The sequence below is a fragment of the Streptomyces coacervatus genome, assembly GCF_029223485.1.
GTDB classification, from domain to species: domain Bacteria; phylum Actinomycetota; class Actinomycetes; order Streptomycetales; family Streptomycetaceae; genus Streptomyces; species Streptomyces coacervatus.
Map to the genome: position 1 here is coordinate 567,044 of NZ_JARHTP010000001.1, position 14,187 is coordinate 581,230.

General features: G+C 70.5%; 13 protein-coding genes. 4 read left to right on the top strand and 9 right to left on the bottom strand.

Going from position 1 to position 14,187, the window contains the following annotated elements; all coding sequences use genetic code 11:
* Positions 1–36 precede the first annotated feature (36 nt).
* The 6 genes from P2Q00_RS02490 to P2Q00_RS02515 form a co-directional block, all read right to left on the bottom strand.
* On the bottom strand, positions 37–2,709 hold the full coding sequence (locus P2Q00_RS02490; protein ID WP_275768965.1) for a family 78 glycoside hydrolase catalytic domain: 2,673 nt from the start codon (positions 2,707–2,709) through the stop codon (positions 37–39).
* 61 nt (positions 2,710–2,770) lie between these two features.
* Entirely contained in the window at positions 2,771–4,123 is a 1,353-nt protein-coding gene (locus tag P2Q00_RS02495) for an MFS transporter (protein ID WP_275768966.1), read from the bottom strand.
* A gap of 13 nt (positions 4,124–4,136) precedes the next feature.
* The gene (locus P2Q00_RS02500) at positions 4,137–4,310 is read right to left on the bottom strand and encodes a hypothetical protein (RefSeq protein WP_275768967.1); all 174 of its coding nucleotides are present in this window, start codon (positions 4,308–4,310) and stop codon (positions 4,137–4,139) included.
* Positions 4,311–4,363: 53 nt separating this feature from the next.
* A complete protein-coding gene (uidA, locus tag P2Q00_RS02505) occupies positions 4,364–6,175 on the bottom strand; it encodes a beta-glucuronidase (protein ID WP_275768968.1) in 1,812 nt (603 codons plus the stop codon).
* A gap of 44 nt (positions 6,176–6,219) precedes the next feature.
* Positions 6,220–7,035 (bottom strand): SDR family NAD(P)-dependent oxidoreductase, encoded by an 816-nt coding sequence (locus P2Q00_RS02510; protein WP_275768969.1) that lies wholly within the window; start codon positions 7,033–7,035, stop codon positions 6,220–6,222.
* Positions 7,036–7,062: 27 nt separating this feature from the next.
* Entirely contained in the window at positions 7,063–8,265 is a 1,203-nt protein-coding gene (locus P2Q00_RS02515) for a glycoside hydrolase family 1 protein (protein ID WP_275768970.1), read from the bottom strand.
* A 603-nt stretch (positions 8,266–8,868) separates the two neighbouring features.
* On the opposite strand from P2Q00_RS02515, the gene P2Q00_RS02520 reads away from it, so the two are divergent.
* Entirely contained in the window at positions 8,869–9,318 is a 450-nt protein-coding gene (locus tag P2Q00_RS02520; protein WP_275768971.1) for a VOC family protein, read from the top strand.
* Between the two features lie 580 nt (positions 9,319–9,898).
* On the opposite strand, the gene P2Q00_RS02525 is transcribed toward P2Q00_RS02520, so the two are convergent.
* The 3 genes from P2Q00_RS02525 to P2Q00_RS02535 form a co-directional block, all read right to left on the bottom strand.
* On the bottom strand, positions 9,899–10,513 hold the full coding sequence (locus P2Q00_RS02525) for a TetR/AcrR family transcriptional regulator (protein ID WP_275768972.1): 615 nt from the start codon (positions 10,511–10,513) through the stop codon (positions 9,899–9,901).
* Between the two features lie 73 nt (positions 10,514–10,586).
* Positions 10,587–11,180 carry a TetR/AcrR family transcriptional regulator gene (locus P2Q00_RS02530; RefSeq protein ID WP_275768973.1) on the bottom strand — a complete coding sequence of 198 codons (594 nt, stop codon included), beginning with the start codon at positions 11,178–11,180 and terminating at the stop codon, positions 10,587–10,589.
* A 523-nt stretch (positions 11,181–11,703) separates the two neighbouring features.
* The gene (locus P2Q00_RS02535; protein ID WP_275768974.1) at positions 11,704–11,886 is read right to left on the bottom strand and encodes a hypothetical protein; all 183 of its coding nucleotides are present in this window, start codon (positions 11,884–11,886) and stop codon (positions 11,704–11,706) included.
* Between P2Q00_RS02535 and P2Q00_RS02540 the strand changes: the two genes are divergently transcribed.
* Genes P2Q00_RS02540 through P2Q00_RS02550 form a run of 3 tightly spaced genes read left to right on the top strand, consistent with a single transcriptional unit; the run spans position 11,885 to position 14,177 of the window.
* A complete protein-coding gene (locus P2Q00_RS02540; RefSeq protein WP_275768975.1) occupies positions 11,885–12,721 on the top strand; it encodes a mycofactocin-coupled SDR family oxidoreductase in 837 nt (278 codons plus the stop codon). The genes P2Q00_RS02535 and P2Q00_RS02540 overlap by 2 nt on opposite strands.
* A gap of 26 nt (positions 12,722–12,747) precedes the next feature.
* Positions 12,748–13,941 (top strand): cytochrome P450, encoded by a 1,194-nt coding sequence (locus P2Q00_RS02545; RefSeq protein ID WP_275768976.1) that lies wholly within the window; start codon positions 12,748–12,750, stop codon positions 13,939–13,941.
* A complete protein-coding gene (locus tag P2Q00_RS02550; RefSeq protein WP_275768977.1) occupies positions 13,938–14,177 on the top strand; it encodes a ferredoxin in 240 nt (79 codons plus the stop codon). Before P2Q00_RS02545 ends, P2Q00_RS02550 begins: the two co-directional genes overlap by 4 nt.
* Positions 14,178–14,187 lie beyond the last annotated feature (10 nt).

Genomic DNA, 14,187 nt, shown 5'->3' on the forward strand with positions numbered 1-14,187 from the left:
GGGGCCGCCGTCCTCGGGGAATGCCCGCCGGTCGGCTCAACCCGCCTTCCCTACGCGGCGGGAGGCGATGAACCTGCCGTAGGGGAGGGGTTCCACCGTGGTGCCGTCGGGGAAGACGACGCGTGCGGTGGTGGCCGGCGGGACGTCGAGCGTGATGGTGAGCAGGTCGCCTGTTGTTCGCCATTCGACGGCGATCGTGCCCTGCGGGGACTCGTGCGTGCCTCGGGCCCACGGCACGGACGGGTGCGGGACGGGCGCGACCTCGAAGGACTCCCAGGCGACCGACCCGGGCGTCTGCCGCAGGCCCAGGACGTGGGTGTGCAGGAAGCGGACCACCGCGCCCTTGCTGTAGTGGTTGAGGGAGTCGTGCGCGGTGCCCTTGTCGTCGATGCCCTCCCAGTCCTCCCAGATGGTGGTCGCGCCGCGGTCGAGCATGTACAGCCAGGACGGCGCGGTGCGCTGGAGGAGCAGCTCGTAGGCGACGTCGGAGTGTCCTGTGTCGGCGAGGACGGGGAGCAGGTCGCCGGTCGCGAGGAAGCCGGTGCCGAGATGGGTGCCGGCCGTGCGGATCAGCGCGACCAGGCGCGTGGCGGCGGCCTCGCGCAGTGCATCGGGGACGAGGTCGAGCGACAGCGCGCGAACGTAACCGGCCTGGGTGTCGCCGACGGTGCGTCCGTCGGGGGAGAGGAACTCGGTGCGCCACGCGTCGCGGACCCGCTCGGCGATCTCGGCGTAGCGGTCCGCGTCCTCGGTACGGTCCAGCACCCGTGCCACGTGGGCCAGGGTCGCCGTCGAGCGGTACAGGAAGGCCGTGCCGATCTCGCCCTTGTCGGCCAGGAACCAGGCGACGGGATCGTCCTTGACCGGGTCGACACGGCTCCCGTCGGCCGCCCTCACCCGGGGCTCGGTCCATTCACCCCAGTGGAAGGAGCCGTCCCACAAGTACCGCTCGTGCGGCAGCGGTTCGGCCGAGCGCTCGGTCCGGGACGGGTGACGGAGCGTGCGGGCGGTCGTGAGCGCCCACTCCACCCAGCGGACCATCGCCTCCCAGTTCTCCGCCAGCACCTCCCGGTCGCCGTACGACTCGTACAGCTCCCACGGGACGGCGACGACGGCGTCGCCCCAGCCGGCCGAGCCGGTCATCATGGCGAACTGGTCGTCGAGGTGGTGTTTGATACGGCGTCCGTCGGGCGAGAAGTTGGCGATCCGGCCGTCGGGCAGCTGGTCGTCGCGGACGGAGCGGAGCCACTTGCGGCTGAAACCCAGGACGTCGTACAGGCGTGTCGCGGTGGGGGCGAAGACCTGGTAGTCGCCGGTCCAGGCGAGACGTTCGCGGGTCGGACAGTCGGTGGGTACATCGACGGCGTTGCCGCGGAAGCTCCATTCGGCGATCTCGTGAAGGCGGTTGAGATCCTCGTGGCCGCACGCGAAGGTGCCGGTGCGGCGCAGGTCGGAGTGGATGACCCGCATGACGAGGCTCGCCGGGTCGAGCGGGGCGCCGTCGCGGCGGACACGGGCGTAGCGGAAGCCGTGCACGGTGTGGCGCGGCTCGAACGTCTCACCGCCGCCCGCGGACACCACCTCGTCGCGCTGGACGAAGGGGATCGATGCCTGGCCCGGCCGGGTCGCGTCCAGGTGAGCGGTCGTCAGGTCGCCGTCGGGGCCGAGGTGTTCGCCGTAGTCGATGACGGTACGGGTCCCGGCCGGTCCGAGGTCGCTCAGAGTGATCCGGCCGGAGGCGTTCTGACCGAAGTCGGCGATCCAGAGCCCGTCCCCGATCCGCCGGACCGACTGTGCGGGGCGCGACTCCACGACCCGCACCGGCGGTGCCGGCGACCAGGTGATCGCGGGTGCCTCGACCCGGTCCACGAGGACGGGCCGTTCGGCGCCGGGCCCGACGCGGAAGTCGGTGGTCTGCCCGTCCATGAGGTCGGCCCGGGTGATGGCCGACTCCGCGCTCGTCCACGTCCCGTCGGTGCGGACGACCTGCCGTGTGCCGTCCTCGTGCACGAGGTGGAGTTCGGCCCGCGCGCCGGGCAGCGTGCCCCAGCCGGCCGGTTGGCGGAAGGCGCCCACCTGGCCCCGGTACCAGCCGTCGGACAGCAGGATCTCGATGCGGTTGTCGCCCGTGACGACGGCGTCCGTGACGTCGTGGGCCTGGGCGTGGAGCGTACGGTCGTAGGAGGTGGCCCCGGGCGTGAGTTCGGCGGTGCCGGCCCGCTCGCCGTTGACGTACGCCTCGTACAGCCCGAGTGCCGTCGCGTACAGCCGTGCCGAGCGCACCCCGGCCCGCACCGGGAAGCGGGCCGACAGCGCGTATGCGGGCCGCCTGCCGTATCCGCGGTCGCCGGACTCGGCGGGACTGATCCAGCGCGCCCGCCAGTCGACGGCCAGCAGACCGCTCTCGAACGTGTGCCACCGCGACCACCGCGACCACGGCGACTCGCCGTCGGCGCCGAGCGCCCGGACCCGCCAGGCCACCCGACGGCCGCTGTCCAGCGCCGCCCACGGCCACGGGAGGAACCGGTGCCCGCCCACCGCAGTGGTCACAGCGGGCCGCGCCTCGCCGTCGACGGTGCACTCCACCCCGTACGCCACCGGGCGTGCCGCGTCCGACGGCGGTTTCCACGACAGCCGGGGCGCGGGCCCCGAGACGGGGAAGGTGTCACCGCCGCTGTCGATGCTCAGGTCGTACGGTGCGTTGTGCATGCTGTGCCTTCTCCGAACTCGGTGGAACAGGATGTCTCTCGGGACGCCGGCCGGGGTGGCGCTACCGGACAGACTTGATCTTGAACTTGACGATGAGGCCGCCGACCAGGGCCAGGACCGCGCCGATCAGGTAGAGCTGGGTGTAGTTCTTCTCGCCGCCGTCGCTGACGCCGAGGGTGATGACGAGCGGGGCGATCAGCGGGGCGACGGCGCTGGGGACCTTCTGTGCGAAGGCGACGACGGCGAGATAGCGGCCGGCCTCGGCCCGGTCCGGCAGGACGGCGAACACGATCGCCTGGTCGACGGCGCTGAACAACGCGATGGCGAACTGCATCAGCACCGCGCCGACGACCAGTTGAGGCAACGAGTGGGCGAACGCCTCGGTGACCGCCCCGGCGACGAACACCGCGGAGCCGATCAGGGCGAACAGCTTGCGCCGGCCGAGCTTGTCGGAGAGGAAGCCGCCCCCGATGGCACCGCCGGCGGCGGCCATCACGCCCACGGTTCCGATGACCGTCACGATCCCGGCGACCTCCTTGACCGGAAGGTCGAGCCGCTGCGCGTAGAAGAAGGTGCCGAAGGTGGTGTTGAAGTACAGGCCCATGAAGAAGACGAACCGGCCGAGCCAGTTCCAGCCGAAATCCGGGTACTTGCGCGCGTTGAAGCCGTAGCTGGCGACCACGCTCCGCAGCGTCACGCCGCTGGTGCGCACGAGCGCGCGGGAGTCCCCCTCGGGCTTGAACACCGGGAACAGGATCACCAGGGCCGCACCCAGGACGCCCGGGACCAGGAACACCAGGAACGTGCTGGAGGCCACCCCGTACGCGAGGCCGATGCCGATCACGGGGGCGATCTGGGTCATGACACTGGTCAGCGCCGAGACCCGCCCGCGCTGCTCCTCGGGCACCCGGTCCGCCTGGACGTTCTGGACGGCCTGCCCGGTCGTGGCCCAGCCGATCATGCCGACGACCCACGCCAGGCCCAGCAGGAGGACCGACGGTGCGAGGGCCACTCCGACGAGCGCGACGGTGCCGAGCAGGGCGCCGCCGATCATGAAGGGGGTCCGGCGGCCGAGCCGGGAACGGGTCCGGTCGCTCCAGAGGCCGATCAGCGGGCTGAGGACCAGGTAGACGAACTGCGCGGACCCGGTGACGTAGCCGAGCTGTTCCTCGTGCCCGGGCGCCAGATCGGAGATCCGCATCGCGAGCGAGTAGGAGAGGGGCACCATCAGGGCCAGGGAAGCGCCGAAACTGGCGATCATCAGCCAGAGGAGGTAGTCCCTGCCGACCTTCTGCAGCGGCGGCGCCTCGATCTCGGGCTCGGCGGGCGGCTCGGTGGGAACCCCGGCGGCGTCCTGCGGCGACACCGTCAAGGGGGGCACCACCACGCTGACGTCTCGGTCGGCGTGAGGCATGAGGACTCCTTTGTCACATGGTCACGAGGGGTGGCGGCAGCCGACGGGCGCCAGGGACGGCCGTCTTCGGGACGGCGGGCGAGGATGCCGGCGGCACGGTCGATGCCGTACCGCCGACCGGTCCCGGGGTCGAGGCATGGGCCGCCTTCTCGGTCGCGCGGCGCAGCGGCAGCCCAGTGCTGCGCAACGGAAGCCCCCTGCTGCGCAACGAAAGCGCGACGCCGCGCGCCCCCGCAGCTGTCAGTCGGCCGTGGCCTCGCCGGGCTTGCGGCCGTCCAGGCCGTGCCAGCGTCGGCGCAGGGCGGACGCGGCGGACTTGGGCTTGCGGTCGCGGGTGAACACGCCCTTCTTGTTGCCGTCGACGCGGTGGATGCCGGGCGAGGTCTGGAAGTCGGCGAAGTTCCAGACGTGTTCGCCGACGAACTCGGGGATGCGGTCGAACACGCGGTGGTACATGGCGAGGAAGTCGCTCTGGTACTCCTCGCTCCACGGGGTGTCCCAGACGGAGTGCAGGCCGGGCTGGGTGTCGGCGCCGTACTCGGACATCATGACGGGCTTGCCGAAGCGCTGGACCCACCCGCGCAGGTCCTGTTCCAGATACCCCTCGGCGGTCGCGAGGTCGCCCGTGAACAGGTACCAGCCGTAGTAGCGGTTGATGCTCAGGACGTCGAACAGGTCGCCGATCTGGTCGTTCTGCGGGGTCGCGAACATGACGGCGGCGTAGGTGAGGGGCCGGGTCGGGTCGAGCTTGCGGGCCAGTTCGACCAGGGGCTCGAAGTAGTCGCGCGCGCCGTCCTCGTTGGAGGCCGGCTCGTTGGCGAGGCACCACATCACCACGCTCGGGTGGTTCCTGTCCCGCTCGATCAGCTCCCGCAGGTGCTGGGCGTGGACGTCCCGTGTCGTTCCGCCGAAGTTCTCCGGCGCGAAGGTGGGGGTCGGCGGAACACCGGTGAGCCCGCCCTGGACTCCCAGGTTGAGGCCGACGGCGGCGGTCTCGTCGATGACGACGATGCCGTGCCGGTCGGCGAAGTCCAGGACCTCTTCGGCGTAGGGGTAGTGGGAGGTGCGGAAGGAGTTGGCGCCCGTCCACTCCATCAGCTGGAAGTCGTGCACGAGGTAGGCGTCGTCGTGGCCCTTGCCGCGGACCGGGGTGTCCTCGTGTTTGCCGAAGCCGGTGAAGTAGAAGGGCTCGCCGTTGATGAGGAAGTCGGTGCCCCGCACCAGGACGGTACGGACGCCGAAGGGCTGGGTGTAGCTGTCTACGGTCTCCCCGTCCACCGTCAACTCCACGACGAGGTCGTAGAGATAGGCCGCGCCCGGCTGCCAGAGCGTGACGTCCTCGATGCGCAGGACGCCCTCGGGGCCGTGGCCCTCCGCGACGGTCCGGCCGGACTCGTCCACCGCACGCACCCGCACGGTGACGGTGTCGGCGTGCTCGCCGTCGGCCTCCACGCGGTACTGGACGGTGCCGGCCGTGCCGTCCCGTCCGGTGACGACGGTGACGTCCTCGACGAAGGTCGTCGGCGTGCTGTACAGGCGGACCGGGCGCGCGATGCCCGCGTAGTTGTAGAAGTCGTGCAGATACGACTGCCGTTCGCGGCCGTCGGGGCCGGTCGTGACGGTGCCGGGCGGGATCGTCACGTTGGTCAGCCGGTTGTCGACGCCGACCGTCAGCCGGAACTCGGCGCCGGGTTCGACGACGCCGGTGAGGTCCGCCTCGAACGGTGTGTAGCCGCCGGTGTGTTCGGCCACGAGCCGTTGGTCGACGTAGACCTGCGCGGCGTGGGTCACGGAACCGAAGCGCAGGATCACGCGTTCGCCGGTCCAGCCGCGCGGCACGCGCACGTCGCGCTGGTACCAGACGACTCCGACGTGGTCACGGATCTCCGGGTCCACGAACAGGTCGTTGTAGCTGGCGGGCACGGGGACTTCGAGCGGTGGGGCGAGACGCGACGCCCACGGGGTCGCGCCGGCCCGGGTGCCGAGAGCGAACCGCCACAGGCCGTCGAGACCGACGAGATCGCGGGTGGGGGTGGTGCGGGGCGAGAGCATGGGGTTCCTACCGGGTCGTCGGAGCAGTGGGGGGCGGTGCGCGGTTACGAGGTCTCGCCGGCGTCGGCGAGGAGCGTGCTGCCCGTCATGAAGGCCGAGAGGTCGCTCGCGCAGAACAGCACTACCCGGGCGATGTCGTCGGGCACGCCGAGCCGGCCGAGCGGGCCCGGCTGCATCACGGACATGAACGAGTCGGCGTCCACTCCGGCCGCGGCGGCCGCCGCCATGTTCCCCTCGGTCGGTACGAACGTCGGTGCGATGCCCAGCACGCGGATGCCCAACGGGGCGAACTCCAGGGCCAGTTGGCGGGTGAGGCCGCGTGCCGCGTGCTTGGAGCCGACGTACGCGGCGAGCCCGGGGGCCGTCCCGCGGAACCCGGCCGTGGAGACGACGTTGACGATGACGCCCCCGTGTCCGGCGTCGCTCATCCGGCGCGCGGCCTCGCGGGAGCCGAGGAAGACGCCGCGGGTGTTGACCGCGAACACCTCGTCGAAGGCCTTGGCGGACATCTCCAGCGCGGGCACGCTGGGGAAGATCCCGGCGTTGTTCACCCAGATGTCGATGCCGCCCAGCTCCCGGACCGCGAGGTCGGCGGCGGCCACCACGCTGTCGGGGTCGGTGACGTCCAGGTGGGCGGCCAGGGCGCGGCCGGGGCCTCGGGCGCCGAGCTCCTGGGCGGCGGCGGTGGCGAGCTCGTCGTGGATGTCCGCGACGAGCACATCGGCTCCCGCCTCGGCCAGCCGCTCGGCGACGGCCCGGCCGAGCCCCTGGCCCGCGCCGGTCACGACGGCGCGCCGCCCGGCCAGGGAGACGAGTTCGGCCAGGGACTTGGACGAGACCTCGGGTACGGATATCTGCACGGTGTGTCCCTCCGGTGGAAGTGCGGGTCAGATCCGGCCGCGGCGGGCGGTCTCGCCCAGCCAGTAGAGCGAGGGCTTGGGGCGGCGCTCGAACGTCTCGCGGTCGACCTCGACCAGACCGAAGGTCGGCGCCCAGTGGCCCCACTCGTAGTTGTCGAGCAGGCTCCAGTGCAGATAGCCGCGGACGTCCGCCCCGTCGGCGATCGCCTTGCCGAGGTGTTCCAGGGCCTCGCCCGTGTACGCGATGCGACGGGTGTCGTCGCCGGTGGCGATGCCGTTCTCGGTGATCAGGATCGGCAGGCCGCCGGTGACCTCGGCGGTGTGCCGCACCGCGATGCCTAGGGCGTCGGGCCGGTAGGCGGTGCCCACGAGCGTGTTGTCCGGGTGCTGCGGGTGGGGCTCGATGCCGTCCAGGTCGACCCACTGGCTGGAGTAGGACTGCACGCCCACGAAGTCGTCGCCGCGCGAGCCCGCCAGGTAGAGGTCCTCCCACACGTATTCGAGATCCCGCTTGTTGTTCTCCGCTCCGGGACGGGCCACGAAGGCGCGGTTGGCGACCGTCCAGCCGACCTTGGCGTCGGTCCGCTCGTGCAGCACCGTTCGCGCGGCCTGGTGTGCCTCGACGAGCCGCTGGCCGATCACCACGTCGGGGGCGGGCAGTTGCGGGCGCGGGCCCTCGTTGTCGAGGGTGGGGCTCTGCCACTCGCCGGCGGCCTGCGGGTTCTGGAAGGCCCGGGCCATGCCGATCATGATGGCCAGCATGTTCGGCTCGTTCATGGTGACGACCCACTCGACGCCTTCGAGGATCGGCGCGACCGTCTCGACGTAGGTCCGGAACCGGTCCACCGCACGGTCGCCCAGCCAGCCGCCTTCCTCCGCGAACCAGAGCGGGCTGGTGAAGTGGTGCAGGGTGACGACCGGCGTCAGGCCGAGTTCGAAGGCCGTTTCGATCATGCGCCGGTAGTGGGCGAGTTCGGCGCGCGAGACCAGGCCGGGAAGCGGCTCGATCCGTGCCCACTCGATACCGAAGCGGTAGGAGTTCAGCCCGGCGTCCGCGAGCAACTGCATGTCCTCGCGGTACCGGTGGTAGCTGTCGCAGGCGTCGCCGCTGCGCTCCATGCCCGGGACGCGTCCCTCGTTCGCCCAGAAGTCGCTGTTGAGGTTGTTGCCCTCGATCTGGTGCGGTGCCGTGGATGCGCCCCAGAGGAAACCGGGAGCGAGTTCGGTCATCGTCGACTGCCTTCCTGAGTGCCGATGGTGACGGGCCCGGCGATGCGCGGCCCGCCGGGGCGGTCCGACCTGCCTGAGTGGCCGGGAGCGCGAGTGCTGGACGTGGATCAGGACGATGGCTGCGTCCGGACGTCAACTGTTACCATGTGGTTGGTTTTCGCTGGAACGTAAACCGGGATCGAGGGGCAGGGAAGATGGCCGGGTGATTTCGTAACCTGAGCGTTACATTCGGGCGGGCCCTCTCGGTCCCGGAGTGCGTCGGCGGACCAAGATGAGAATCAGACTCCCGAATATTGAAAGCTTCCTCGCACACGCGAGAGTTTCGCTCTCCTGGGAGAGATTGAAACTCTCGGGATCACGATGGTGGCGGCGTCGGTGCGCCGTACGGCGGCAACCAGCGCACCTTTCCGGCTGCGCACGAAGTCCCGTCGCGTTCACGCGCGCCGACCGACCGCTCGCCGTCGAACACAGATCACGCCACACTCGCCCGAGAGATGGAGAGGCTCCTTGATGCGTCGACGAGCGATTCTGCTTGCTGTACCGCTGATACTTGCGGTCGGGTGCGGTGCGCCCGCCGGGACCAGAGCGGCGACGGACTCACACGTGACCACCGGGAATGCGGTCGCCGCGCGGCTGGCCGGCTCGCCGGCCACCGGTGTGTCGACGAACCGCTTGGCTTCGGACAGTTCGGCTGCGCCGACCGGAACCATCATCATGGTCAAGCTCTACGTGGGCACCCTCGATGCCGGTGAAGCGTTCTACGGCCGGGTGTTCGGCGCGAAATTCGCCGTCGCCCAGGGAGAGACCGCGCATGTCGTGGTGTTTCCGAACGGAGGGCCCGGGCTCGTTCTCCTGAAGAGAGGCCCTCACGACTGGAAGAAGAAGGGCAGCTTCATCATCCAGGTCCCGGACCTGGACATCGCGAAGGCACGGGCGGTCGCGAACGGTGCCACGGTCCAGGGCGAGTTCGAAGGCGGCCCGGACGGGCAGTCCCGATCCGTCGATGTCCTCGATCCATGGGGCAACCAGGTCGAGATTCTGCAGACGGGCTGACTCCTGCGCCGGGCGTGCGGCGGCACCGGCCCAGCCGTCGACGACGGCGAGCCGGCTCTCGCCGCTTCGCTCTGTGGGAAGTCGCCCGGAGCCATGCGATCCGCGCCGAGTACGGCGAGGTGGCGCACCGCCGGACAGTGCTGTCCCGGACGATCATCAGCGCGATCCGCGGAGCCGCGAATGCGGAGTTGACGCGGTTGTACCGTCCCGCAGCGTCATGCCGATCCCGCGCTCGGCCGGATTCACGACCGTGGCCCTCGGCTCGGGTCCCGTGCCGGGGCGGGACCCGAGCCAAGGCAGGGAGACGTCCGCCCCCGCGCCTGTCTCAGGGGCGGGCCACTCCTCAACTGCCGGGTCGGGGTGACCCAGTGGCGCCGAAACGCCGCCGCCGAGCGCGGATTCGGCGGCGGTCGGCGCTGCCGTCTGAGAGGGGCCGGGTATGTGCCCTGCCCCGGAGGAGTGACCTGGACCCCGGTGCGGGACCAGCGCCCTACCCGTTGAACGGCATGGCGTCCCTGGTCGCCCCGGGTCGGCAGCGCGACCGCCGTGGACACCGAGTGCGGCCGTGTGCCCTCACTGTTCAGCCGACATCCTCGGCGTCGTCCCGCTCGAACAGCAGCCGTACGAAGTCGGTGACCGGCCCCACGATGTCGAGGTCCTGATCGAGGATCCACTGCAACTGAAGCCCGTTGAGTACCGCTTGGAAGAGGACCGCGGCGTTCTCGGGGCCGACTCCTTCGCGGAGCCTGGCGCGGGCCTTCTCGTCGGGGAATCCGTCGACGAACTGCGCGCGGCTGCGTTCGTAGCGCTCGACGAAGTAGGTGTGCGCGGGATGATCCGGTCGGGAGGCCGCAGCCGCGAGCTCGATCCACAGGCGCATCAGCTCGGGGGCCCTCTGGTGGTGACGGATCAGCTGGGTGAGGTAGGGCTCGAGCTGGTCGGGGCTGTCGACATCGTCCAGGCCCTGCTGCCACTCCTCCGAGTCGCGGTCGGCGAGCACCTCGGCGAGGAGTTCGTCCTTGTTGCGGAAGTGGTGCAGGAGCCCGGCGTGGGTGATGCCGGCCCGCTCGGCGATGTCGCGCAGGGAGGCCTTGGTATAGCCGCGCTCGGCGAAGCTGTCGCGCGCCGCCCGTACGATCTCCTCCCGGCGGGCCGGTGTCTTGGCGTACGGTCCCCGCGCCTTTGCCTGCCTCACAGTGGCGCTCCCTCTCCTCGGCGACCTGAAAACTTACCATACGGTCGGGGTTTGATTGGCCGGTCGCACGCCTTCAGGCGTCCGCGACGGCCCCTTCGTGGTGCTGGAGGAACTGTTCCACGAACGCGAGGGCTTCAGCGTGCCGGGCGGTCATCCCCATGGTGTTCTCCATCATGATGATCCGGCCCAGCGCGTTCGTCAGCATGAGCAGCACGGCCGGGGACACCTCGGGCGGCAACTCCGTGCCCGTCTCCGTGAGTCGGCGCGTGAGGGCCTCCAGTTGTGCCTCGCGGTAGCGTTCGGCGAAGGCGGCGAGTTCGGCGCGAATCGCCTTGCGGTGATTGGCCAGCGCGGCGAACTCCGTGGTCAGCGCGTTGCCCGGGTGGCTGGCGATCTGCCAGAGAGTGCGCAGCGGCTGCGGGCCGTCCAGTAGTTGGGTCACCCGTTCCACTTCGTGGTCGCCCCTTCGCCGGAGCACGGCGAGGAAGAGGTCGTCGAGCGTGCGGAAGTAGTACAGGACCAGGGCCGGCGCCACCTCGGCCTCGCGCGCCACCCGGCGGATGCCCACGGAGGCGTAGCCCTCCTCCAGCATCAGCCGCTCGGCGACGTCGAGCAGGAGCCGGCGTGTCTTGGAGTTCTCGGTGCCCATGCGGCGAGGCGCAGTCATGCCGCTCATTGTCCTTGACGGCCCGGGTCCGCGCTGTTAAACAGTTGTTCAGTGCTCGTGTTGAACACTTGTTTAGCGTGAACGGAGGGCCAGACGCATGGCTCGCTGTACGGGCACCCGCTCTCCGCGCGTCGGACTCGCGGCTGCTGACCGGCACCGGCACACACATCGACGACGTCGTACGCCCCGGCGGCTGCACGCCTGCTTGGTGCGCCGTGCGGTCGCGTGGGCCCGGGCCGCTGGGACCGACGGGTCGGAGGCGCTCCAACTGGACTGCGTACAGGCGGTGTTAGCCGTCCACGTCCTCGAACCGGGTGGGCGTGAGCAGTGGTACGCGCTCAACGGGCGCTACGCGCCGGACACACGTCGCCAGCCCCTCGCCGGTGGTGAGGCGCGGTCGTTCGGCGACCAGGTGGCGATGGTCGTCGTCGACGGCCCCCGATGCCGGACGTCCGACGGACGACTCGGCGCCCCTCTTCGGCGGTGCCCCGCGCGAGGTGAGTGCGACCGCCCACCGGCAGGCTCACAGCCTCGTGCCGATGCGGGCGCGCGGGATCGGTGCCGAATGGTCCGCGCCCTCCTCGCTCCGGCCGTCACCGCACCTGTCGTGCCGTCCCTCTTCGCACTCCTCCTGCGCGCCGACCGGTGACTCGGCTCGGTGCTCCGTCACCACATCCAGATCCGCCCCCAGAAACGAGGTAGTCATGCCCGGACGAGTCGAAGGCAAGGTCGCTTTCATCACCGGTGCCGCCCGCGGTCAGGGCCGCAGCCACGCCGTACGGCTGGCCGAGGAGGGCGCCGACATCATCGCGATCGACGTGTGCAAGCAGCTCGACGGCGTCACGTTCCCCATGTCCACGCCCGAGGACCTGGAGGAGACCGTCAACCAGGTGCAGAAACTCGGCCGGCGCATCCACGCCGTACAGGCGGACGTCCGCGACCACGACGCGCTCAAGGCCGCCGTGGACGACGGCGTCGCCGAATTCGGCCGGCTGGACATCGTCGCGGCCAACGCCGGTCTCGGCAGCGACGGCGCCACGCTCGACGCCATGGAGGAGAAGACCTGGCGCGACATGATCGACGTCAACCTGACCGGCGTCTGGTTGTCCGCCAAGGTCTCCATCCCGCACATCGTCGCGGGCGGACGAGGCGGCTCCATCATCCTGACCAGCTCCGTCGGCGGCCTCAAGGGCTACGCGAACATCGGCCACTACATCGCCGCCAAGCACGGAGTGGTGGGCCTGATGCGCACGATGGCAGGGGAGTTGGGGGCACACAACATCCGCGTCAACACCGTGCACCCCACCCAGGTGAACACCCCGATGGTGATGCACGAGGGCACCTACCGGATGTTCCGCCCCGACCTGGAGAACCCCACCGCCGACGACTTCGCGGCGGTGTCCCAGGGCATGCACATGCTCCCGACGCCCTGGGTGGAATCGCTGGACATCAGCAACGCCGTCCTCTTCCTCGCCTCCGACGAGGCCCGTTTCGTCACCGGCGTCACCCTGCCGATCGACGCCGGCGCCCTGCTCAAGTGAGCCGCACACCACAGGGAGATGCGTCCATGACCACTGTCGACACCGTCTACTGGGACCCCTACGACCCGGCCCTCGCCCGCGACCCCTACCCCCTCTACGCGCGACTGCGTGAGGAGGCGCCGCTCTACTACAACGAGCAGCACAAGTTCTACGCCGTCAGCCGCCACGCCGACGTCCAGCGCGGCCTCGCGGACTGGCAGACCTACTCCTCGTCCCGCGGCGACATCCTCGAGATCATCCAGGCGGACATCGAACTCCCGCCCGGCACCCTCATCTTCGAGGATCCGCCCGTCCACGACATCCACCGCAAGCTCCTCGCCCGGGTGTTCACACCCCGCCGCATCGCCACCCTGGAGCCACGCGTACGGGCCTACTGCCGACGCGCACTGGAGCCGGTGACCGGCGCCGAGCGGTTCGACCTCGTCGAGGCCGTCGGCGCCGAGATGCCGATGCGGGTGATCGGCATGCTGCTGGGCATCCCGGAGGCGGACCAGCCCGCCATCCGCGACTACACCGACGAGACGCTGGGAACCGACGGCGGCGGGAAGATCAACCACGAGGACATCCTCAGTACGGACGCCTTCAAGGACTACATCGAGTGGCGCAAGCGGCACCCCTCCGACGACCTCATGACCGAGCTGATGACCGCCGAGTTCGAGGACGAGAACGGCGTCACGCGCACACTCACCGACGAGGAGGTCCTGACCTACTGCTCCGTGGTCGCCGGCGCCGGTAACGAGACGACCGGCCGGCTCATCGGCTGGTTCGGCGCGCTGATGGCGCGATACCCGGAAGCCCGCCGGGAGTTGGCGGCCGACCCCACCCTCATCCCCAACGCCATCGAGGAGATCCTGCGCTTCGAGCCGACCGGGCCGTTCACCGGGCGGTACGTCACCAAGGACGTGGAGCTGTACGACCGCACGGTGCCGGCCGGCAGCGCCGTCCTCTTCATCCAGGCCGCCGCCAACCGTGACCCCCGCCGCTTCGACGACCCCGACCGCTTCGACATCCACCGCGTCACCCAGCACATGAGCTTCGGCGTCGGCGCCCACTACTGCCTGGGCGCGGCCCTGGCCCGGCTGGAGGGCCGGATCGCGGCGGAGGAGATCCTCGAGCGGTTCCCCGGCTGGGACGTCGACTGGGACCACGCCGAGCTGGCGCAGACCTCGACCGTGCGCGGCTGGAAGACCCTGCCGCTGGTCGTCGAAGGAGTCCGATGACGACCGAGCGGTGGAACGTCATCGTCGACACGCGGATGTGCGTCCGCACCGGGCTGTGCGCCGCCGCCGCGCCCGAGCACTTCGAACTCGACGAGAACGGCCAGGGGCATGCGAGGTCCGCCACCCTTCCGGCATCCGAAGAGGTGCTGGAGGTGGCCGAGTCGTGCCCGATCGAGGCCATCGGTATCAGGGGCGCGGACACCGGTGAGCGGGTGTTCCCGCCGCCGGGCTCCTGAACATTTCTCC